The sequence below is a fragment of the Streptomyces sp. MMCC 100 genome, assembly GCF_041538145.2.
Taxonomy (GTDB): domain Bacteria; phylum Actinomycetota; class Actinomycetes; order Streptomycetales; family Streptomycetaceae; genus Streptomyces.
The window spans coordinates 1750000-1771539 of record NZ_JBGORK020000001.1 but is presented as its reverse complement, the minus strand read 5'-3'; the positions used below and the strand labels follow the sequence as shown (position 1 = coordinate 1771539).

16 protein-coding genes and 3 pseudogenes are annotated in these 21540 nt (G+C 70.6%); 4 read left to right on the top strand and 15 right to left on the bottom strand.

The features are described from left to right. The first annotated feature begins 1 nt into the window (after position 1). The 4 genes from tal to pgl are packed head-to-tail and all read left to right on the top strand — an operon-like array spanning position 2 to position 4484. Entirely contained in the window at positions 2-1120 is a 1119-nt protein-coding gene (tal, locus tag ABS735_RS08075) for a transaldolase (RefSeq protein ID WP_373902179.1), read from the top strand. A gap of 3 nt (positions 1121-1123) precedes the next feature. Then, positions 1124-2647, top strand: a complete 1524-nt coding sequence (gene zwf, locus ABS735_RS08070; protein WP_373902178.1) for a glucose-6-phosphate dehydrogenase — start codon at positions 1124-1126, stop codon at positions 2645-2647. Beyond that, a complete protein-coding gene (gene opcA, locus ABS735_RS08065) occupies positions 2644-3702 on the top strand; it encodes a glucose-6-phosphate dehydrogenase assembly protein OpcA (protein ID WP_373902177.1) in 1059 nt (352 codons plus the stop codon). Before zwf ends, opcA begins: the two co-directional genes overlap by 4 nt. Continuing rightward, complete coding sequence (pgl, locus tag ABS735_RS08060; protein ID WP_373902176.1) at positions 3699-4484, top strand: 6-phosphogluconolactonase; 786 nt, start codon at positions 3699-3701, stop codon at positions 4482-4484. Before opcA ends, pgl begins: the two co-directional genes overlap by 4 nt. Positions 4485-4549: 65 nt before the next feature. Here pgl and ABS735_RS08055 read toward each other — a convergent pair whose 3' ends face one another. The 15 genes and pseudogenes from ABS735_RS08055 to uvrC all read right to left on the bottom strand — a co-directional run bounded on the left by ABS735_RS08055 (position 4550) and on the right by uvrC (position 21272). Beyond that, on the bottom strand, positions 4550-5515 hold the full coding sequence (locus ABS735_RS08055; protein WP_373902175.1) for a hypothetical protein: 966 nt from the start codon (positions 5513-5515) through the stop codon (positions 4550-4552). A 103-nt stretch (positions 5516-5618) separates the two neighbouring features. Beyond that, positions 5619-5900, bottom strand: a pseudogene (locus ABS735_RS08050) (glucose-6-phosphate isomerase); the annotation flags it as partial. A gap of 16 nt (positions 5901-5916) precedes the next feature. Next, positions 5917-6710, bottom strand: a pseudogene (locus ABS735_RS08045) (glucose-6-phosphate isomerase); the annotation flags it as partial. Further along, a complete protein-coding gene (locus tag ABS735_RS08040) occupies positions 6658-8142 on the bottom strand; it encodes a glucose-6-phosphate isomerase (protein ID WP_476755827.1) in 1485 nt (494 codons plus the stop codon). The pseudogene ABS735_RS08045 and the gene ABS735_RS08040, both read right to left, overlap by 53 nt. Before the next feature lie 97 nt (positions 8143-8239). Then, a pseudogene (locus ABS735_RS08035) lies at positions 8240-8515 on the bottom strand (glucose-6-phosphate isomerase); the annotation flags it as partial. A gap of 125 nt (positions 8516-8640) precedes the next feature. Further along, on the bottom strand, positions 8641-8976 hold the full coding sequence (locus ABS735_RS08030) for an RNA polymerase-binding protein RbpA (RefSeq protein WP_003976875.1): 336 nt from the start codon (positions 8974-8976) through the stop codon (positions 8641-8643). 213 nt (positions 8977-9189) lie between these two features. Next, positions 9190-9426, bottom strand: coding sequence for a preprotein translocase subunit SecG (gene secG, locus ABS735_RS08025; protein ID WP_078535794.1), 237 nt, complete (start codon positions 9424-9426; stop codon positions 9190-9192). A 135-nt stretch (positions 9427-9561) separates the two neighbouring features. Then, a complete protein-coding gene (tpiA, locus tag ABS735_RS08020) occupies positions 9562-10338 on the bottom strand; it encodes a triose-phosphate isomerase (protein ID WP_373902174.1) in 777 nt (258 codons plus the stop codon). 5 nt (positions 10339-10343) lie between these two features. After that, positions 10344-11555 (bottom strand): phosphoglycerate kinase, encoded by a 1212-nt coding sequence (locus ABS735_RS08015; protein ID WP_373902173.1) that lies wholly within the window; start codon positions 11553-11555, stop codon positions 10344-10346. Between the two features lie 134 nt (positions 11556-11689). Beyond that, entirely contained in the window at positions 11690-12700 is a 1011-nt protein-coding gene (gap, locus tag ABS735_RS08010) for a type I glyceraldehyde-3-phosphate dehydrogenase (protein WP_373902172.1), read from the bottom strand. Between the two features lie 227 nt (positions 12701-12927). Next, positions 12928-15909, bottom strand: coding sequence for a M14 family metallopeptidase (locus ABS735_RS08005; protein WP_373902171.1), 2982 nt, complete (start codon positions 15907-15909; stop codon positions 12928-12930). Positions 15910-16103: 194 nt separating this feature from the next. Continuing rightward, complete coding sequence (whiA, locus tag ABS735_RS08000) at positions 16104-17093, bottom strand: DNA-binding protein WhiA (RefSeq protein WP_061445365.1); 990 nt, start codon at positions 17091-17093, stop codon at positions 16104-16106. Beyond that, a complete protein-coding gene (locus tag ABS735_RS07995) occupies positions 17084-18175 on the bottom strand; it encodes a gluconeogenesis factor YvcK family protein (protein WP_373902170.1) in 1092 nt (363 codons plus the stop codon). The genes whiA and ABS735_RS07995 overlap by 10 nt, the downstream gene beginning before the upstream one ends. Then, the gene (gene rapZ, locus ABS735_RS07990) at positions 18172-19161 is read right to left on the bottom strand and encodes an RNase adapter RapZ (protein ID WP_373902169.1); all 990 of its coding nucleotides are present in this window, start codon (positions 19159-19161) and stop codon (positions 18172-18174) included. Before rapZ ends, ABS735_RS07995 begins: the two co-directional genes overlap by 4 nt. Continuing rightward, on the bottom strand, positions 19158-21272 hold the full coding sequence (gene uvrC / locus ABS735_RS07985; RefSeq protein WP_373902168.1) for an excinuclease ABC subunit UvrC: 2115 nt from the start codon (positions 21270-21272) through the stop codon (positions 19158-19160). Before uvrC ends, rapZ begins: the two co-directional genes overlap by 4 nt. Positions 21273-21540 lie beyond the last annotated feature (268 nt).

Here is a 21540-nt window from a genome sequence, read left to right as displayed (position 1 = left end):
CATGACAGACGCACTCAAGCGCCTCTCCGATGAAGGCGTGGCGATCTGGCTGGACGACCTGTCGCGCAAGCGGATCACGTCCGGCAACCTCGCCGAGCTGATCGACCAGCAGCACGTCGTGGGCGTCACCACCAACCCGTCGATCTTCCAGAAGGCGATCTCGCAGGGCGACGGCTACGACCAGCAGCTCGCCGACCTCGCCGTCCGCGAGGTCACGGTCGAAGAGGCCATCCGCATGATCACCACGGCGGACGTCCGCGACGCCGCCGACATCCTGCGCCCGGTCTTCGACAACACCGGCGGCAAGGACGGCCGGGTCTCCATCGAGGTGGACCCCCGTCTGGCGCACAACACCCATGCCACGGTGGCCGAGGCCAAGCAGCTGGCGTGGCTGGTGGACCGGCCGAACACGTTCATCAAGATCCCGGCCACCGAGGCGGGCCTGCCGGCCATCGCCGAGACCATCGGCCTGGGCATCAGCGTCAACGTCACGCTGATCTTCTCGCTGGAGCGCTACCGCAAGGTCATGGACGCCTTCCAGACCGGCCTGGAGAAGGCCAAGGAGCGCGGCCTGGACCTCTCCCAGATCCACTCCGTGGCGTCCTTCTTCGTGTCCCGCGTGGACACCGAGATCGACAAGCGGATCGACGCGCTCGGCACCGACGAGGCCAAGGCCCAGCGCGGCAAGGCCGCCGTCGCCAACGCCCGTCTCGCCTACCAGGCGTACGAGGAGATCTTCTCCTCCGACCGCTGGGCCGCCCTGGAGAAGGCCGGCGCCAACAAGCAGCGTCCGCTGTGGGCGTCGACCGGTGTGAAGGACAAGGCGTACAGCGACACCATGTACGTCACCGACCTGGTCGCACCCAACACGGTGAACACCATGCCGGAGGCGACCCTGTTCGCCACCGAGGACCACGGCGAGATCGCCGGCAACGCCGTCGCCGGGACGTACGAGCAGGCCCGTGCCGACCTCGACGCGGTCGAGAAGCTCGGGATCTCCTACAACGAGGTGGTCCAGCTGCTGGAGGAAGAGGGTGTCGAGAAGTTCGAGGCGTCCTGGAACGACCTTCTGAAGTCCACGGAGGCGGAGCTCAAGCGCCTCGCTCCCTCGAAGGGCTGAGAATTGTCAAGCAGCAACCCGCTGCGTGACCCCGCAGACCGACGGCTCCCGCGTATCGCGGGGCCGTCGGGTCTGGTCATTTTCGGCGTCACCGGCGATCTGTCCCGCAAGAAGCTCATGCCCGCCGTGTACGACCTCGCCAACCGGGGTCTGCTGCCGCCGGGCTTCTCGCTCGTCGGGTTCGCCCGCCGCGACTGGGAGCACGAGGACTTCGCCCAGGTCGTGCACGACGCCGTCAAGGAGCACTCCCGCACTCCGTTCCGCGAGGAGGTCTGGCAGCAGCTCATCCAGGGGATGCGCTTCGTCCAGGGCACCTTCGACGACGACGACGCGTTCGAGCGGCTGCGCGGCACCATCGAGGAGCTGGACAAGGCACAGGGCACGGGCGGCAACTTCGCCTTCTATCTGTCGGTGCCGCCGAAGTCCTTCCCGGTGGTCATCCAGCAGCTCAAGAAGCACGGTCTCGCCGACCAGTCGAGCGGCTCCTGGCGCCGCGCGGTGATCGAGAAGCCGTTCGGCCACGACCTGAGGTCGGCCGAGGAGCTCAACGCGATCGTCCACGAGGTCTTCGGCTCCGACCAGGTCTTCCGCATCGACCACTACCTGGGCAAGGAGACCGTCCAGAACATCCTGGCGCTGCGCTTCGCCAACACGATGTTCGAGCCGATCTGGAACCGGTCCTACGTCGACCACATCCAGATCACCATGGCCGAGGACATCGGCATCGGCGGCCGGGCCGGCTACTACGACGGTATCGGCGCGGCGCGTGACGTCATCCAGAACCACCTGCTCCAGCTGCTCGCGCTGACCGCCATGGAGGAGCCCGCCTCCTTCGACGCGGACGCGCTGGCGGCGGAGAAGACCAAGGTGCTCGGCGCGGTCCGCCTCCCCAAGGACCTGGGCCGGGACACCGTGCGCGGCCAGTACGCGGCCGGGTGGCAGGGCGGCGCGAAGGCCGTCGGCTACCTCGAAGAGGACGGCATCGACCCCAAGTCGAAGACCGACACCTACGCCGCGATCAAGGTCGGCATCGACAACCGCCGCTGGGCCGGCGTCCCCTTCTACCTGCGCACCGGCAAGCGCCTGGGCCGCCGCGTCACCGAGATCGCGGTCGTCTTCCAGCGAGCCCCGCACTCCCCCTTCGACACGACGGCCACCGAGGAACTCGGCTCGAACGCGATCGTCATCCGCGTCCAGCCCGACGAGGGCGTCACCGTCCGTTTCGGCTCGAAGGTGCCGGGCACGTCGATGGAGATCCGGGACGTCTCGATGGACTTCGCCTACGGCGAGTCCTTCACGGAGTCCAGCCCGGAGGCGTACGAACGCCTGATCCTCGACGTGCTGCTCGGCGACGCCAACCTCTTCCCGCGCACCGAGGAGGTCGAGCTGTCCTGGAAGATCCTCGACCCGATCGAGGAGTACTGGGACCAGCACGGCACCCCGGCCCAGTACCCGGCCGGAACCTGGGGGCCCGCGGAGGCGGACGACATGCTGGAGCGAGACGGACGGAGCTGGCGCCGGCCATGAAGACAGACCTCACGGACACCACGGCCAGCAAGATCAACAAGGCGTTGGTGCTGGGCCGCCGGGCCATCGGCACCCCGGCCATCGGCATGGTGCTCACCCTGGTCATCGTCACCGACGAGGAGAACGCCTACGACGCGCTGAAGGCCGCGAGCGACGCCGCGCACGAGCACCCCTCGCGCACGCTGGTCGTGATCAAGCGCGTCTCGCGCTCCCCCCGGGACCGCACCAAGTCCCGGCTGGACGCCGAGGTCCGCCTCGGTGCCGACGCGGGGACCGGCGAGACGATCGTGCTGCGGCTGTACGGCGACGTCGTCGACCACGCCCAGTCGGTGGTCCTGCCGCTGCTGCTGCCGGACGCGCCGGTCGTGGTCTGGTGGCCGGTGAACGCGCCGCTGGACCCGGCGAAGGACCCGCTGGGCGCGCTCGCCCAGCGCCGCGTCACGGACACCTACGCCTGCGAGGAGCCGATACGGGAGCTGGCGGCCCGCGCCGACGCCTACGCGCCGGGTGACACCGACCTGTCGTGGACCCGCATCACGCCGTGGCGCTCGATGCTGGCGGCGGCCCTCGACCAGGTCGACTGCGAAGTGCAGGCCGTCGAGGTGGAGGGCGAGGAGTACAACCCGAGCTGCGAGCTGCTCGCGATGTGGCTCGCGGACCGGCTGGACGTGCCGGTGCAGCGCACGGTGTCGAGCGGGCCCGGTCTGACCGCGGTACGGATGGACACCGACTGCGGTCCGGTCGTCCTGGACCGGGCCGACGGCTCGCTGGCGAACCTCTCCATCCAGGGCCAGCCCGGCCGCGCGGTGGCGCTCAAGCGCCGTGAGACGGCCGAGCTGATCGCGGAGGAGCTGCGGCGCCTGGACCCGGACGACACGTACGCCTCGGCGCTGCGGTACGGGGTGGACCGGCTGAACGCCCCGGCCGAAGGAGACCCCGTCGGCGGCGACGAAGGCGCCCTCGCGGTCGCCGCTCCCGTCGGGACGGTCGCGAAGGCTCCCGCGAAGGACGCGGCGCAGGAGGAGACACCGGTGAGGAAGGCGGCGGCGAAATGAGCGACACCCCGCAGCTGGTCGTGCACCGCGACAAGGAGCTGATGGCCGAGGCCGCGGCGGCCCGCCTGATCACGAAGATCGTGGACGCGCAGGCCTCCCGGGGCAGCGCCTCCGTGGTCCTCACCGGCGGCCGCAACGGCAACGGTCTGCTCGCGGCGCTCGCCGCCTCCCCGGCCCGGGACGCGATCGACTGGGCCCGCATCGACCTGTGGTGGGGCGACGAGCGCTTCCTGCCGGAGGGCGACCCGGAGCGCAACGTCACCCAGGCGCACGAGGCGCTGCTCGACGCCGTACCGCTGGACCCGAAGCGAGTGCACGCGATGGCGCCGTCCGACGGCCCCTACGGTTCGGACGTGGAGGCGGCGGCCGCCGCCTACGCGCAGGAGCTGGCCACGGCGTCCGTCCCCGAGAACCACGCCGCGGTCCCGTCCTTCGACGTCCTGCTCCTCGGCGTCGGCCCGGACACCCACGTGGCGTCGCTCTTCCCGGAGCACCCGGGGGTCCGGGAGACCGAGCGCACGGTGATCGGCGTCCACGGCTCGCCCAAGCCGCCGCCCATCCGTATCTCCCTGACCCTGCCCGCGATCCGCGCCGCCCGCGAGGTGTGGCTGCTCGCGGCGGGCGAGGACAAGGCGAACGCGGTGGCGATGGCCCTGTCGGGCGCGGGCGAGATCCAGGCCCCGGCGGCGGGCGCCAGGGGCCGCGCCCGCACCCTGTGGCTCCTTGACTCGGCGGCGGCGTCCCAGCTGCCGAGGTCGCTGTACCCACCGGCGTCGGCGTAGGTCCGAAAACGAGAGAACGCCGGGTTCCGCGAGTGCGGGGCCCGGCGTTCCGTCGGTGTGGGCCTCTAGGGGTGACGGCGCCCGTTGGGCTGGGGGGCGTACGGCGGCGGGGGCGGCGTGTGGGGGTGGTGCGGTCCGGGCGCGTACGGGTTGCCGCTCCCCGCAGTCGGATATGGGTGTCCGAAGGGGGCGCCCTGCGGCGGTACGTGCGGCAGCCCGGTCGGCGGGAAGTGGCCGGGCACCGGCGGAACGTGCCCGGGGGCCGGTGGGCGGTGTCCGGGGACCGGTGGGAGGGTCGCCGGGTGGGCCTTCAGCCGGATTCCGTAACGCCGCTTGAGCCGCCCCATCTCCACCAGCGCGATCACGGTGACCGTCACGGGGGCGCCGAGGACGAAGACGACGCCGAGAGTGAGACTGAGGCCGTGCAGATCGCCCGTGACGAGGTCCGGGACGGCCATCAGCCAGCTCGTCACCGTGGCCAGCAGCGCCGGGAGGCAGCGGTGGACGGCGGCGGTCCCGAAGAAGTTGCCGGAGACGCGGACGGCGCCCCAGACCACGAAGCCGAGCATCCACAGCATCGTCATGCCGCCGACGATGATCACCAGCGCGTTGCCCGTGGCGTTGACCGTCGTCACCAGCACCACCAGGGCGGCGACGCAGCCGACGAACAGCAGCAGCAGCTTGAGGGCGTTCAGCAGCGGCCCGCGCAGCTGGCGAACGGTGCCGGTGCGCCGCCAGAGGAAGAGCATCGCCCCGACCACCAGCGGGGTGATGAACAGCAGGACGGCGGAGGCCGTCAGCGCGTTCTCCATCAGCTGGGTCACGTCGAAGCCGCCCTCGAAGAGGGTGTAGACACCGATCGAGGCGACCGCGCCCCCGATGACCCTGATGCGCTTGAGCCGCTCGATCGACGGATCGAGCGACGGCGGGATCCACGAGGGGTGGAACACCGCCGTCGCGACCTGCTTCGGATTGAGCAGGGACCGGGCCGTCAGCCTGCCACCGGTCCAACCTCCGCGCGTACGCGCCACCTTGTTCCCCCGAACACTCGCTGTGATGATCGCCGGGGGATTCTACGACAGGCGACGGGACCGGTGGACGGGCTGCCTCCGCGCCCGCCCATCCACCCCCGCGTCACTGCCTTCCGCGCAGCTCCCGGTAGGCGGCGACCAGCGCCTCGGTGGAGGCGTCCAGCCCCGGCACCTGAGCTCCCTCGGTCAGCGCGGGCTCGATCCGCTTGGCGAGCACCTTGCCGAGCTCGACGCCCCACTGGTCGAAGGAGTCGATGCTCCAGATCGCGCCCTGGACGAACACCTTGTGCTCGTACAGCGCGATCAGCTGGCCGAGGACGGACGGGGTCAGCTCGGCGGCCAGCACGGTCGTGGTGGGGTGGTTGCCGCGGAAGGTCTTGTGCGGTCCAGATCGCGCCCTGGACGAACACCTTGTGCTCGTACAGCGCGATCAGCTGGCCGAGGACGGACGGGGTCAGCTCGGCGGCCAGCACGGTCGTGGTGGGGTGGTTGCCGCGGAAGGTCTTGTGCGGGACCAGTTCCTCGGACACCCCCTCGGCGCGTACCTCGTCCGGGGTCTTGCCGAAGGCGAGTGCCTGGGTCTGCGCGAAGAAGTTGGCCATCAGCAGGTCGTGCTGGGCCTTCAGTTCGTCGCTCAGCTCGGCCACGGGCCGGGCGAAGCCGATGAAGTCCGCCGGGATCAGCTTGGTGCCCTGGTGGATCAGCTGGTAGTAGGCGTGCTGCCCGTTGGTGCCCGGCGTGCCCCAGACCACCGGCCCGGTCTGCCACTCGACGGGGTTGCCCTCGCGGTCGACGGACTTGCCGTTGGACTCCATGTCACCGCCTCGTGCAGGTCGGCGCCGTCCACGTTGGAGACGAAGCGGAAGGTGAGGGAGCGGTCGGTGAAGGCGCGCAGCGCCTCGTACGCCATCGCCGGACCGAGGTCCGAGCCGCCGATGCCGATGTTGACGACGTTCTTGATGCGCTTGCCGGTGTGGCCGGTCCACTCACCGCCCCGGACCCGGTCGGCGAAGCCGGCCATCTTGTCGAGCACGGCGTGCACCTTGGGGACGACGTTCTCGCCGTCGACCTCGATCACCGCGTCCCGCGGGGCGCGCAGCGCGGTGTGCAGCACGGCCCGGTCCTCGGTGATGTTGATGCGCTCACCGCGGAACATGGCGTCGCGCAGCCCGAACACGTCGGTGGCGGCGGCCAGCCTGGTGGATCAGCTGGTAGTAGGCGTGCTGCCCGTTGGTGCCCGGCGTGCCCCAGACCACCGGCCCGGTCTGCCACTCGACGGGGTTGCCCTCGCGGTCGACGGACTTGCCGTTGGACTCCATGTCGAGCTGCTGGAGGTACGCCGTGAACTTCGACAGGTAGTGGCTGTACGGCAGCACCGCGTGCGACTGCGCGCCCAGGAAGTTGCCGTACCAGACGCCCAACAGGCCCATCAGCAGCGGCACATTGGACTCGGCAGGGGCGGTGCGGAAGTGCTCGTCGACGAGGTGGAAGCCGTCGAGCATCTCCCGGAAGCGGTCGGGGCCGATGGCGATCATCAGGGAGAGCCCGATGGCCGAGTCGTACGAGTAGCGACCGCCCACCCAGTCCCAGAACTCGAACATGTTGGCCGTGTCGATGCCGAACTCGGCGACCTTCTCGGCGTTCGTGGACAGCGCCACGAAGTGCTTGGCGACCGCGGCGTCGTCACCCAGTGCGTCCAGCAGCCAGGTCCGGGCGGAGGTGGCGTTGGTGATCGTCTCGATGGTGGTGAAGGTCTTGGAGGCGATGACGAACAGTGTCTCGGCCGGGTCCAGGTCCCGAACCGCCTCGTGCAGGTCGGCGCCGTCCACGTTGGAGACGAAGCGGAAGGTGAGGGAGCGGTCGGTGAAGGCGCGCAGCGCCTCGTACGCCATCGCCGGACCGAGGTCCGAGCCGCCGATGCCGATGTCCTGGTGGATCAGCTGGTAGTAGGCGTGCTGCCCGTTGGTGCCCGGCGTGCCCCAGACCACCGGCCCGGTCTGCCACTCGACGGGGTTGCCCTCGCGGTCGACGGACTTGCCGTTGGACTCCATGTCCAGCTGCTGGAGGTACGCCGTGAACTTCGACAGGTAGTGCGAGTACGGCAGCACCGCGTGCGACTGGGCGCCCAGGAAGTTGCCGTACCAGACGCCCAACAGGCCCATCAGCAGCGGCGCGTTGACCGGGGCCTCGGCGTTGCGGAAGTGCTCGTCGACGATGCGGAAGCCGTCGAGCATCTCCCGGAAGCGGTCCGGGCCGATGGCGATCATCAGGGACAGGCCGATGGCCGAGTCGAAGGAGTACCGGCCGCCGACCCAGTCCCAGAACTCGAACATGTTGGCCGTGTCGATGCCGAAGCCGGAGACCTTCTCGGCGTTCGTGGACAGCGCCACGAAGTGCTTCGCCACCGCCTTCTCGTCCCCGTCGAACGCGTCCAGCAGCCAGGTCCGGGCGGAGGTGGCGTTCGTGATCGTCTCGATGGTGGTGAAGGTCTTGGAGGCGATGACGAACAGTGTCTCGGCCGGGTCCAGGTCCCGGACCGCCTCGTGCAGGTCGGCGCCGTCCACGTTGGAGACGAAGCGGAAGGTGAGGGAGCGGTCGGTGAAGGCGCGCAGCGCCTCGTACGCCATCGCCGGACCGAGGTCCGAGCCGCCGATGCCGATGTNCCTCGATCACCGCGTCCCGCGGGGCGCGCAGCGCGGTGTGCAGCACGGCCCGGTCCTCGGTGATGTTGATGCGCTCACCGCGGAACATGGCGTCGCGCAGCCCGAACACGTCGGTGGCGGCGGCCAGTTCACGCAGCAGCCGCAGCGTCTCGTCGGTGGCGAGGTGCTTGGAGTGGTCGACGTACAGGTCTCCCACGCGAAGCGTCCAGCCGGTGCCGCGCCCCGGGTCGGCGGCGAAGAGCTCGCGCAGCCGCACCTCGCCGAGCTGCTCGCGGTGCTTGGCCAGCGCGGCCCATTCGGGCGTCTGGTGGAGCCTGGTACGGCCGTCTGCGTTCATGTCGGACGTCAGCCTTCTTCCTTGGGTGTCCCAGCTGTCCCGGCTGTTCCAACCTAAATGATCAGGAGTGAAGGCGACCGACCGAGACGGAAACCGATGGAGACGGAGACCGACGGAGTACGGACCTAGATCTCGCCGCGCAGTTTGGCGAGTGCCTCGGCGAGGATCGCCTCGCCGTCCGCGTCGCTGCGGCGCTCGCGCACGTACGCGAGGTGGGTCTTGTAGGGCTCGGTGCGCGGCGGGTCCGGCGGATTGTCCCGGTCCTGTCCGGCGGGGAAGCCGCAGCGCGGGCAGTCCCAGGTCTCCGGGACCTGGGCGTCGCTCGCGAAGCTCGGCTGTGTCTCGTGTCCGTTGGAGCACCAGAAGGAGATGCGCAGACGCGGCGCGGACTCGCCGCGCTCGGCCTCGCCCATCGGCCCCGCCCCGACCCGGCTTCCCCGGATCGCGTTGCCACTTGCCACGGTCGTAACTCCCTGCGTGATGGTGCCGCGAAGCGAGTCGGCGTTTCGCTTCGCTGCGAGCGCCTCAGTCTACGTAAGGCCCAACGCGCGTCCAGTGATTGGAGTTACAAGCTCCGATGCTCAGACGCAAGCCCCATGATAGGCGGCGCCGTGAGGCGCGTACCGGACATGGGGCTTTACGTGCACAAGTGTGTGACGGGTCGGTGCGACCGGTCAGTTGTTGGCCTTCATGAGCAGGCCGAGCACCATGATGCACGCGAACCAGCACAGACCGACCACCACGGTGATCCGGTCGAGGTTGCGCTCGGCGACCGAGGAGCCGCCGACGGACGACTGCATGCCGCCACCGAACATGTCGGAGAGACCGCCGCCCTTCCCCTTGTGCATCAGCACCAGCAGCATCAGCAGCAGGCTGAAGACGATCAGGGCGATCGAGAACCCCAAAACCACGGCTGGACCAACTTCCTCGGATTCGGATGAACGACGGGGGCACGGTGACAGCAGGCCACCATGCCCCCGCAAGGGTACGACGTATCGCCGCTAGCGCATACTCACTGGTCGATCTGCCTCTCGACCGGGCGCGGGCTACTGGTCGCGGAAGCGGACGATCTTGACGAACTCGTCCGAGTCCAGCGAGGCGCCGCCGACCAGGGCACCGTCGATGTCGGGCTTCGCCATGATCTCGGCGACGTTGCCGGACTTGACGGAGCCGCCGTACTGGATGCGGACCTGGTCGGCCAGCTCCTGGGAGTACAGCTCGGCGAGCTTGCCGCGGATGGCCGCGCAGACTTCCTGGGCGTCGTCGGCGCCGCAGACCTTGCCGGTGCCGATGGCCCACACGGGCTCGTAGGCGATCACGACGGTCTCGGCCTGCTCGGCCGGGATGTCCTTCAGGCCGCCCTCGACCTGGACGAGGGTGTGGTCGACGTGGTTGCCGGCCTCGCGGACGTCCAGCTCCTCGCCGACGCACAGGATCGGGGTCAGGCCGTGCTTGTAGGCGGCCTTGACCTTGGCGTTGACGATCTCGTCGGTCTCGGCGTGGTACTGCCGGCGCTCGGAGTGACCGACGGCCACGTACGTGCACTTCAGCTTGGCCAGCATGGGGCCCGAGATCTCGCCGGTGTAGGCGCCGCCGTCGTGTGCGGAGATGTCCTGGGCGCCGTACTTGATCTTGAGCTTGTCCCCGTCGACCAGGGTCTGCACGGAGCGCAGGTCGGTGAAGGGGGCGAGGACGGCGACCTCGACGGCGTCGTAGTCCTTGTCCGCGAGGGCGAAGGCGAGCTTCTGGACGTGGGCGATGGCCTCGAGGTGGTTGAGGTTCATCTTCCAGTTGCCCGCCATCAGCGGCGTGCGGGTGGTCATCGGGGTCAGTCCTCCAGTGCGGCGAGGCCGGGGAGCGTCTTGCCCTCGAGGTATTCGAGGGAGGCGCCGCCGCCGGTCGAGATGTGGCCGAATGCGTTCTCGTCGAAGCCGAGCGTGCGCACGGCCGCGGCGGAGTCGCCGCCGCCGACCACGGTGAAGCCCGGGGCGTCGACGAGGGCCTGGGCGACCGCTTTGGTGCCCTCGGCGTAGTCGGGGTGCTCGAAGACGCCCATGGGTCCGTTCCAGAAGACGGTGGCGGCGTCGGCGAGCTTCGATGCGTACAGCTTGCGGGTCTCGGGACCGATGTCCAGACCCTCCTGGTCGGCCGGGATGGCGTCCGCGGCGACGGTGGTGGGATTGGCCGGGGCCTTCGTCTTCAGGTCGGGGAACTCGGGCGCGACCAGGACGTCGACGGGCAGGACCAGCTCGACGCCGTTCTTCTCGGCGCGCTCCATGTACTCCTTGACCGCGGGGATCTGGTCCTCCTGGAGCAGGGAGATCCCGACCTCGTACCCCTTGGCCTTGAGGAAGGTGTACGCCATGCCGCCGCCGATGAGGAGCCGGTCGGCCTTGCCGAGCAGCTGGTCGATGACGGCGAGCTTGTCGGAGACCTTGGCGCCGCCGAGCGCGACGACGTAGGGGCGCTTGACGTCGTCGGTGAGCTTCTTGAGGACGCCGACCTCGGTGGCGATGAGGTACCCGGCGTAGTGCGGGAGCCGCTTCGGCAGGTCGAAGACCGAGGCGTGCTTCCGGTGCACCGCGCCGAAGCCGTCGCCGACGTAGACGTCCGCGAGGCCGGCGAGCTTGTCGGCGAAGGCGGCGCGCTCGGCGTCGTCCTTGCTGGTCTCGCCCGCGTTGAAGCGCAGGTTCTCGACGACGGCCACCTGGCCGTCGGCGAGGCCGGAGACCGTGGACTCGGCCGACGTGCCGACCGTGTCCTCGGCGAAGGCGACGTCGGCGCCGAGCAGTTCACCGAGGCGGGTGGCGGCCGGGCCGAGGGAGAAGGCGGGGTCCGGGGCACCCTTGGGGCGGCCCAGGTGCGAGGCGACGATCACGCGGGCGCCCGCGTCGGCCAGGGCCTTGACGGTGGGCACTACGGCGCGGATGCGGCCGTCGTCGGTGATGGTGGTGCCGTCCAGCGGGACGTTCAGGTCGGCGCGGACGAAGACGCGCTTGCCCGCGGCGCCTTCGGAGAGCAGTTCGTCGATCGTCTTCAAGAGGGCTCCTGGGTTCTCGGATCGCTCGTGATCCTACGAGGGCTGGTCGCGGCGGACGCGACGCAGGGCCCGGGCAGCGCGACCTTGCGCTGCCCGAGCCCTGCTACCGCATCGAGGTGCCTTGCTGAAGTCGATCAGAGCTGGTTGCCGACGAAGACCGTGAGGTCGACCAGGCGGTTCGAGTAGCCCCACTCGTTGTCGTACCAGCCGAGGATCTTCACCGTCTTGCCCTCCTGGACCATGGTCAGGGAGGAGTCGAAGGTGCAGGAGGCCGGGTCGCCGACGATGTCCGAGGAGACGATCGCGTCCTCGGTGTAGAACAGGAAGCCCTTGAGGTCGCCGCCGTCGGCGGCCTTCTTGAACGCGGCGTTGACCTCGTCCTTGGTGACCTCGCGCTGGAGCTCCACGACCAGGTCGGTGGCCGAGCCGGTCGGGACCGGGACGCGCATCGCGATGCCGTCGAGCTTGCCCTTGAGCTGCGGCAGGACCAGCGCGGTGGCCTTGGCGGCACCCGTGGTGGTCGGGATGATGTTCTCCGCGGCGGCACGGGCGCGGCGCAGGTCCTTGTGCGGGAAGTCCAGGATGCGCTGGTCGTTCGTGTACGCGTGCACCGTCGTCATCAGGCCCTTGACGATGCCGAAGTTCTCGTCGAGGACCTTGGCCATCGGCGCCACACAGTTGGTGGTGCAGGAGGCGTTGGAGATGACGTGGTGGTTCGCCGGGTCGTACTTGTCCTGGTTGACGCCCATCACGATGGTGATGTCCTCGTCCTTGGCCGGGGCCGAGATGAGGACCTTCTTCGCGCCACCGGCGATGTGCTTCTCCGCGTCCGCCTTCTTCGTGAAGATGCCGGTCGACTCGATCACGATGTCGACGCCCAGCTCGCCCCACGGGATGTCGGCCGGGTTGCGCTCGGAGAGGACCTTGATGGTCTTTCCGTCGACGGTGATGGTGTCCTCGGTGTGCGTGACCTCCTGCTTGAGGCGGCCGAGGATGGTGTCGTACTTCAGCAGATGGGCGGTGGTCGCGGTGTCACCCAGGTCGTTGACAGCCACGATCTCGATGTCCGCACCCTGCTCCAGCAGCGCGCGGAAGTAGTTACGACCGATGCGGCCAAAGCCGTTGATGCCTACGCGGATCGTCACGAACCGATCTCCTCGTTGGTACGCCGGCCCGATGTGCCGGCGAGCTGTATTTGGGATGTCCCCGACCACCTCCGACCCTACCTCTCTACGGCGTCGGGGGTGACATCGAGACGGCCCATACCCGGCAGGGCGGTCCGTACCCGCCAGTAGGGGTACGGACCGCCCTGGGCGACGGGGACCGATCACCCGATTTCGCTACACCGTGTCAGTCCCCCGCACACCGGAATTCACTCGTCCAGGGCACGCAGCGCCTGCCGGACCAGTGCCGCGCGGGCGGCCGGTTCGGCGAGGTGCTCCAGGCCGAAGCCGAGCAGCACGGTGTCGTCCGTGGTGACCGCGCCGTAGGTCTGGAACAGCGTCCCGGTGCGGGTCCAGTCCTTCAGGACGGCGGGGCTGCCCTCCGGGGGGCCGGAGACCCGCCAGGCGCCCAGCGAGGCCTCGAAGCCCTCGGTCTGCGTCGCCGTGCCCCCGACGACCAGGGAGGCCTCGTCGGCGAGGACGCCGCGGCCGCCGCTGCCGGGGTCGGTGACGTAGGCGATCGACAGCTCGACGGACTTCCCGGCGTAGGCGCTCAGGTCGAACTCGACCTGCTTCCAGCCGCCGGAGGAGCCGGTGAGGCTGTTCCACTGCCCACTCGTGCCGGTCGCGGTGCAGCCGTCGTCGGACAGGGTCAGGTAGTGCCCGAGCCACGGGTGCTCGCCCATGTAGAACCCGGCCGCGCACTCGGCGGGCACGGCCGTGCCGGTGGCGCCGTTCGCCTCGGGCAGCGTGGTCCAGTCGTCGGCGCCGGTGGTGTGCGCCTCGACCAGGGCGTGGTCGTAGCCGCGCTCGGTGTCCCACAGCAGCTGGGTGCGGAGCGTGGGGCGGTCGGCGGCGGTGACACCGGTGAGGTCGACGGTGCGGGTCAGGCGCTTGTAGGAGTCGTCGGTGTGGACGGCGGCGGCCATCCACTCCCCCGCGTAGTGCCCGTACGGGTTGACCGTCCCGGCGAACTTCCCGGCGCCCGCGCTCGCGAACTGCGGGTAGGTGCCGGGGTCCAGCTCGTCGGAGGTCACGCTGTAGGTCCCGGCGGCGTCCAGCGGGTTGCCGGGGGCGTCGCCGAGGGTGCCTTCGGCCTTGCCGAGCTTGCCGGAGCCGGTGAAGGCGGTGGCGCCGGAGGTCGAGGTGCGGGTGTAGGCGCCCAGGTAGTACTGGCTGAAGTCGTCGGAGAGGGTGCCGGCGCCGAGGTCGACGTCGCCCCCGGCCTGTTCGCCGGCCTCGATCAGCTTGCCGCCCTCGTTGAGGAAGGCGCGCAGCTGGAGCTGGGTGGCGTTGCCGGGCACCGCGGCGCCCGTGTAGTGGACGACGGTGCCGAAGTGGCCGAGGACGCCGAGCGCGTCGGGGGCGCCCTGCGTGGCGACGTCCCAGACGGCGGCGCGCCGGCCGTTGGTCTTGAGCGCGTCCACGTACGTCTGTGCCTGCGTGGCCTTCGCGCCCTCCTCGGCGACGACGAGAACGTCGGCGCGGGGCCGCTCGGCGACCGTGTACGTGAAGTGTTCGCTCTCGGTGCGCTTGCCGTGCTTCCCGTGCCGGTCGTGGCTTCCCCGCGGCGTCTCGCCGCTGAACCAGACCTCGACGCGGTCACCGGGATCGGCGCCCCTGACCTCGGCCCGGTACTCGTCGAAGTAGAGGTTGTCGTCGCCGCCGTACGTCTCACCGCCCCGCCAGGGCCGCAGCGCCACGTCGTGGGTGCGTCCGCCGTTGACGCGGTACTTCAGCTCCTTGTCGCGCACGGACTCGCGGACGACGACGGAGACCTCCTGGTCGGCGCCGCGCGCGTAGGAGGTGGTGAAGGGGGCCGGGGTGAAGTCGGCGGCGTCCAGGCCGACCGAGGAGGACGGCCGGTCGGGGTGGGCGGCGGTCTCGGCGACGGAGAGCGCGAACGGGACGTTCTTGGCGAACTCCTGCTGGATCAGCTTCTCGTCGTCGGGGAAGTTGAAGCCCGACCGGCAGTCGCGGGCGTTCCACCGGTCGTCGGGGTCCACGTCGGAGGCCGTCTGGCAGGTCGACATCTCCGGGGTGAACATCGCCATGCCGTTGACGTTGGCCGCGTGCCCGTCGGCCTCGCCGTTGGTGGTGTACAGCTCCGAGGAGACCTGCGGGTGGTAGCCGGGGACCGCGGAGTTGTCCGGCGTGCCGGCGAGCGCCTTGTAGAGGACGTCGTCCGGGGTGTTGGTGGCGACCTGCCAGCCGACGCCGTAGAGGAGGAGTTCGGCGGCGGAATGGTAGTTGATGCCGTACGTGAAGCCGATCCGCTTCTCGAAGGCGTCCAGCGCCTTGGTCTCGGGCTCGGAGCCGGGGCTCGCGCCGCGGTAGGTCTCGCTGGTGGGGTTGGGGGACGAGCCCTCGTCGTCGTAGCCCCACTTGTAGGCGAAGTTGCGGTTGAGGTCGACGCCGTCGCCGGTGCTGATGGTGCCGTCGCCGTTGACGTCGCGCAGGTTCTTGCGCCAGAGGCGGGTGTCGGCGCTCTCGAAGGTGTAGTCGTAGCCGTCGGGGTTGGCCGACAGGACGAACCACAGCTCGGTGGAGTCGACGATCTGCCTGATCCGCCGGTCCTTCTTGTAGTTGTCCAGGTAGTGGTGCATCAGCCGCCGGGTCATCTCCGGGGTGATCCACTCGCGGGCGTGCTGGTTGGACATGTAGAGGACGGACGGCTTGGAGCCGTCCTTCGACTTCTTCGCGTGCTCGGTGAGCTTGAGCGCCAGGATGTCCTGGCCCTTCACGGTCTTCCCGATGGAGACGACCTTGGTGAGACCGGGGTTCTCCTGGGCGGTCCGCAGGATCTCGTCGCGCAGGCCGCCGCTGCCGCTGTAGGGGCGGAAGACGCCGTCGGCGGCGTCCTCGACGCGGTCGGCGGCCTTGGCGGACAGGGTGTGCTCGGTGAGGTCGACGCCCTGTTTCTCCAGCGTGCCGGCCTGCTTCTCGGTGAGGTAGAGCTCGACGGCGGCCGTACCCCGGTCGGGCACCTGCTCGCCGAGTTCGTGGCCGTCCTGGCCGGCGGCCAGCAGCAGGGGTACCTGCTCCCGGGTGACGTCGGCGCGGAAGACCTTCACTTCGTTCGCGTCCGGGGTCGCCGGGTTTGCGGGTTGTGCCTGGGCGATGGGTGCGAAGCTCGCTCCGCCGTTCAGGAGCGCGCCGACGGCGAGGATCGATCTCGCTCTTCGTCTCATGAACCCCCCTAGATGGGGCCTGTCCGACAGGCCTGGGTCCGCCACAGCAGCGAACAGATGCCAGGCTCATGACAGCTCATGATCGAGTCAAGAGTGCGGCAAGGACACGCGAAAGCCGGTGCCGGTCACCCAAGTGGGCGCCGGCACCGGCGTGTTGGCGGTCGCGTTCAGGCAGCGGCGCCACCGGCCGTCCGTCAGCCGACGAGGTTGTCGGCCAGCTCCTCGCCGAGGTTGGCGTCCGTGCCGGCGATGCCGAGGTCCGAGGCCCGCTTGTCGGCCATGGCCAGCAGGCGGCGGATGCGGCCGGCGACGGCGTCCTTGGTCAGCGGCGGGTCGGCGAGGGCGCCCAGCTCCTCCAGGGACGCCTGCTTGTGCTCCATGCGGAGGCGGCCCGCCGCGGCGAGGTGCTCGGGCACGTCGTCGGCGAGGATCTCCAGGGCGCGCTGGACCCGGGCACCGGCGGCGACGGCCGCGCGGGCGGAACGGCGCAGGTTGGCGTCGTCGAAGTTGGCGAGCCGGTTGGCGGTGGCGCGGACCTCGCGCCGCAGCCTGCGCTCCTCCCAGGCCAGCACCGAGTCGTGGGCGCCGAGCCGGGTGAGCAGGGCGCCGATCGCGTCGCCGTCGCGGACCACGACCCGGTCCACGCCGCGCACCTCGCGGGCCTTGGCGGGGATCGACAGCCGGCGGGCGGCGCCGACCAGGGCGAGCGCCGCCTCGGGGCCCGGGCAGGTCACCTCCAGGGAGGAGGAGCGGCCGGGCTCGGTGAGCGAGCCGTGCGCCAGGAAGGCCCCGCGCCAGGCGGCCTCGGCGTCGCAGGTGGCCCCCGAGACCACCTGCGGCGGCAGACCCCGGATCGGGCGGCCCCGGCCGTCCACCAGGCCGGTCTGCCGGGCCAGCTGGTCACCGCCGGCGACCACCCGGACGACGAAACGCGAACCGCGGCGCAGTCCGCCCGGCGCCATCACGATCAGCTCCGAGCCGTGCCCGAAGATCTCCAGGATGTCCTGCTTGAGCCGGCGGGCCGCCCGCGCGGTGTCCAGCTCCGCCTCGATCACGATGCGCCCGCTCACCAGGTGAAGGCCGCCGGCGAACCGCAGTACGGCGGAGACCTCCGCCTTTCTGCAGCAGGTCCGGGTGACGGGGAGCCGGGAGATCTCGTCCTTCACCGCTGCCGTCATCGCCATGGGCCGATCCTTCCATGCATCCGAAAAATACGGTCGTACGCGGCGGCCAGCAGCTCCGGGTCGTGCCTCGGGGTCCCGTCGGTCCGGGCGACCGGAGCCAGCTCGACCGCGGCGCCGAACCGTTTCGCGGCGTCGGTGAGCGAGTCACGGTCGGGCACGGCGGCCTCGTCGGCCAGCACCACGTCCAGGGCGAGTTTAGGGGCGTGTCGTCCCAAAACCTCCAAATGACGCTGCGGGGAGAAGCCCTCAGTTTCTCCGGGCTGCGGGGCGAGGTTCAGCGAGAGCACCCGGCGCGCCTTCGTCTCGACCAGCGCGTCCAGCAGATCCGGCACGAGCAGGTGCGGGATGACCGAGGAGAACCAGGAGCCGGGGCCCAGCACCACCCAGTCGGCGTCCAGGACGGCGTCGACCGCCTCGGGGACGGCCGGCGGGTCGCTGGGCACCAGGTGCACGGACTGCACCTCGCCGGGCGTGAGCGCCACGGTCGCCTGCCCCCGTACGGTGTCCACCTCGTCGGGCCGCTCCGGGTCGTGGCCCCTGACCAGGGCCTGGAGCTCCAGCGGGACGGCGGACATGGGCAGCACCCGCCCGTGCGCGCCGAGCAGCTTGCCCACCAGGTCGAGCGCCTGGACATGGTCGCCGAGCTGCTCCCACAGGGCGACGATCAGCAGATTGCCGACCGCGTGTTCGTGCAGGTCGCCCTGGGACTGGAAGCGGTGCTGGATGACGCGGGCCCAGGTCTGGCCCCAGTCGTCGTCGCCGCACAGCGCGGCCAGCGCCTTGCGCAGGTCGCCGGGCGGCAGAACGCCCAGCTCGTCGCGCAGGCGCCCGCTGGAGCCGCCGTCGTCGGCGACCGTGACGACGGCGGTGAGGTCGCCGGTGATCCGGCGCAGTGCGGCGAGCGAGGCGGACAGGCCCATGCCGCCGCCGAGGGCGACGACCTTGGGCTGGGCGCCCCGGCGGCGTGGCCTGGCGCCGCGCGCCTGTTCGGGCCGGGCGGCGCGGGCGTCGGCGGGTCTGCCGCCGCGTCCCTCGGGCACCACCCGGCGCAGCCTGCTCAGCCGCGGAGTACGTCCTGTCATTCCCGTCCCATGTCCCGGTGGACGACCACCGTCTCCACGCCCTCGGCGGCGAGCCGGGCGGCGAGCTTCTCCGACATGGCCACGGACCGGTGCTTGCCGCCGGTGCAGCCGACGGCGACGGTCACATAGCGCTTGCCCTCCCGACGGTAGCCCGCGGCGATCAGCTGGAGCAGCTCGGCATAGCGGTCGAGGAACTCCTTGGCCCCGGGCTGGTTGAGGACGTAGCTCGAGACCTCCTCGTTGAGGCCGGTGAAGGGGCGCAGCTCCGGGACCCAGTGCGGGTTGGGCAGGAAGCGCATGTCGACGACGAGGTCGGCGTCGACCGGGAGGCCGTACTTGAAGCCGAAGGACATCACCGTGGCCCGCAGCTCGGGCTCCTCCTCGCCGGCGAACTGGGCGTCCATCTTGGCGCGCAGCTCGTGCACGTTGAGGCTGGAGGTGTCGATCACGAGGTCGGCGTCGCCGCGCAGCTCCCGCAGCAGCTCGCGCTCGGCGGCGATGCCGTCGACGATGCGGCCGTCGCCCTGGAGGGGGTGCGGGCGGCGCACCGATTCGAAGCGGCGCACCAGGGCGTCGTCGGAGGACTCCAGGAAGACGATCCGGCGGGTGACGCCGCGGGCGTCGAGGTCCGCGAGGGACTCGCGCAGATTGTCGAAGAAGCGCCGGCCTCGGACGTCGACGACCACCGCGATGCGGGCCACGTTGCCCTGGGAGCGGGCGCCGAGCTCCACCATGGTGGGGATCAGCGCGGGCGGGAGGTTGTCGACGACGAACCAGCCCAGGTCCTCCAGACACTTGGCGGCCGTCGAGCGGCCGGCCCCGGACATGCCGGAGATGATCACCAGCTCGGGGATGGCCGCCTCGTGCGCCCCGGCCGTTTCCTTGCCCGTACTCACCTGTGCTCCGTCGTTGCGGGTCTGTTCTCGTTCCGCTGTGCGCTGGGCCTGTTCTCGTCCCGCTGCGGGCTGCGCCTCGTGCTCGGTCATCTCTCCTGCCCCCGTCGTTCGTCCGGGGTGCCCGCGGGCACGGGCTCCCCCGGGGCATCCGCCGTCGTCTCGGGTGCCCCGTCGTCGTCATCCATGATCTCTCCGGTCGCCGTGTTCACGGCGGGCGCGGCCGGGGTCGCCCCGGCCAGGGCCGCGGCGACGGTCTCGGCCGTCTTGCGGCCTATGCCGGGCACCTCGCAGATCTGGTCGATCGTCGCCGACCGCAGCTTCTTCACCGAACCGAAGTGCTTGATCAGCGCCTGCTTGCGGGTCTCCCCCAGGCCGGGCACGTCGTCCAGTGGACTGGAGCGGAAGCGCTTGGCGCGCTTGGCACGCTGGTAGGTGATCGCGAAGCGGTGGGCCTCGTCGCGGACCCGCTGCAGCAGGTAGAGGCCCTCGCTGGTGCGGGGCAGGACGACCGGGTCGTCCTCGCGGGGCAGCCAGACCTCCTCCAGGCGCTTGGCGAGACCGCACACGGCGATGTCGTCGATGCCCAGCTCGTCCAGCGCCCGCTGGGCGGCCGCGACCTGCGGCTGCCCACCGTCGACGACGACGAGCTGCGGCGGGTACGCGAACCGCTTGGGCCGGCCGTCGTCGTCCTTGAGCGCGGGGCCGTCCGTGAGTGCCGCGCCGTCGTCCTCGGCGCCCGCGCCGTTCGCGTGCTGGTCGCCGTCGGTCAGTCCCTCGCCGTCCGCCCACTCGCCGGTCTTCTCCTTCTCGGCGAGATAGCGGCGGAAGCGGCGGGTGATGACCTCGTGCATGGAACGGACGTCGTCCTGTCCCTCGAAGCCCTTGATCTGGAACCGCCGGTATTCGCTCTTCCGGGCCAGCCCGTCCTCGAAGACGACCATGGAGGCCACGACGTCGTCGCCCTGGAGGTGCGAGATGTCGTAGCACTCGATGCGCAGCGGGGCGCTGTCGAGGTCGAGGGCCTCGGCGATCTCCTCCAGGGCGCGCGAGCGCGTCGTCAGGTCGGAGGCGCGCTTGGTCTTGTGCAGGACGAGGGCCTGCTGGGCGTTGCGCTGGACGGTCTCCATCAGCGCCTTCTTGTCGCCACGCTGCGGAATGCGCAGCGACACGCCCGACCCACGGCGCTCGGTCAGCCACTGCTGGACGGGCTCGACCGGGTCGGGCAGGGCGGGGACCAGGACCTCCTTGGGCACGGCGTCCCCGCTCTCCTCGCCGTACAGCTGCTGGAGGGCGTGCTCGACGAGGGCGCCGGTGGTGATCTCCTCCACCTTGTCGGTGACCCAGCCGCGCTGACCGCGCACGCGTCCGCCGCGTACGTGGAAGATCTGGACGGCGGCCTCCAGCTCGTCCTCGGCGACGGCGATCAGGTCGGCGTCGGTGGCGTCGGCGAGTACGACCGCGCTCTTCTCCATCGCCTTCTTCAGGGCCCCGATGTCGTCGCGCAGGCGCGCCGCCCGCTCGTACTCCATCTCCTCCGCGGCGTCGGCCATCTGCCGCTCCAGGCGGCGCAGGTAGGTGCCGGTGCGGCCGGCCATGAAGTCGCAGAACTCGTCCGCCAGGTCCCAGTGGTCGTCGGGCGTGATCCGGCCGACGCAGGGCGCGGAGCACTTGCCGATGTAGCCGAGCAGACAGGGGCGGCCGGTGCGGGCGGCGTTCTTGAAGACGCCCGTGGAGCAGGTGCGCACCGGGAAGACGCGCAGCAGGAGGTCGACCGTGTCGCGGATCGCCCAGGCGTGCCCGTACGGCCCGAAGTAGCGCACGCCCTTCTTCTTGTGGCCGCGCATCACCTGGACGCGCGGGAACTCCTCGTTCATCGTCACCGCGAGGTACGGGTAGCTCTTGTCGTCGCGGTACTTGACGTTGAACCGGGGGTCGTACTCCTTGATCCAGGAGTACTCCAGCTGCAGCGCCTCGACCTCCGTGGACACCACCGTCCACTCCACGGACGCGGCCGTGGTGACCATGGTGCGGGTGCGGGGGTGCAGGTTCGCCAGGTCCTGGAAGTAGTTCGCCAGGCGCTGGCGCAGGCTCTTCGCCTTTCCGACGTAGATCACCCGGCGGTGCTCGTCACGGAACCTGTACACCCCCGGGGAGTCCGGGATCTCTCCCGGCCTGGGGCGGTAGCTGGAGGGGTCGGCCATGACTCACACCCTACTGGCGCGGACCGACACTGCGGCGGGGCTGTGGACGACGGGCCGGACGCCTGTGGACAGCCGCCGGGGAAGACCGGGGCGGCCGGAGAGGAGGGCCGGGGAAGACGGTGCGGGGTCGGCCGGTCACGGCGGGTGGCCCCCCTGGAGGGCGGGCCCGTGCGTTCTCGGCCAGGAGCGCGTGACGGTCGGGCGCCAGGTGTTGTCGGGACTAGGTCAACACGCTTCAATGCGGGGGGACTCGGGGCCTGAAGCGCGG

What these genes read in the sequence shown, in the direction of transcription:
- tal (WP_373902179.1), top strand. Translation starts at nt 2, where the DNA reads ATGACAGACGCACTCAAGCGCCTCTCCGATGAAGGCGTGGCGATCTGG.
- opcA (WP_373902177.1), top strand. Translation starts at nt 2,644, where the DNA reads ATGAAGACAGACCTCACGGACACCACGGCCAGCAAGATCAACAAGGCG.
- pgl (WP_373902176.1), top strand. Translation starts at nt 3,699, where the DNA reads ATGAGCGACACCCCGCAGCTGGTCGTGCACCGCGACAAGGAGCTGATG.
- ABS735_RS08040 (WP_476755827.1), bottom strand. Translation starts at nt 8,142, where the DNA reads ATGGCGTACGAGGCGCTGCGCGCCTTCACCGACCGCTCCCTCACCTTC.
- tpiA (WP_373902174.1), bottom strand. Translation starts at nt 10,338, where the DNA reads ATGACCACCCGCACGCCGCTGATGGCGGGCAACTGGAAGATGAACCTC.
- ABS735_RS08005 (WP_373902171.1), bottom strand. Translation starts at nt 15,909, where the DNA reads ATGAGACGAAGAGCGAGATCGATCCTCGCCGTCGGCGCGCTCCTGAAC.
- whiA (WP_061445365.1), bottom strand. Translation starts at nt 17,093, where the DNA reads ATGGCGATGACGGCAGCGGTGAAGGACGAGATCTCCCGGCTCCCCGTC.
- ABS735_RS07995 (WP_373902170.1), bottom strand. Translation starts at nt 18,175, where the DNA reads ATGACAGGACGTACTCCGCGGCTGAGCAGGCTGCGCCGGGTGGTGCCC.
- rapZ (WP_373902169.1), bottom strand. Translation starts at nt 19,161, where the DNA reads ATGACCGAGCACGAGGCGCAGCCCGCAGCGGGACGAGAACAGGCCCAG.
- uvrC (WP_373902168.1), bottom strand. Translation starts at nt 21,272, where the DNA reads ATGGCCGACCCCTCCAGCTACCGCCCCAGGCCGGGAGAGATCCCGGAC.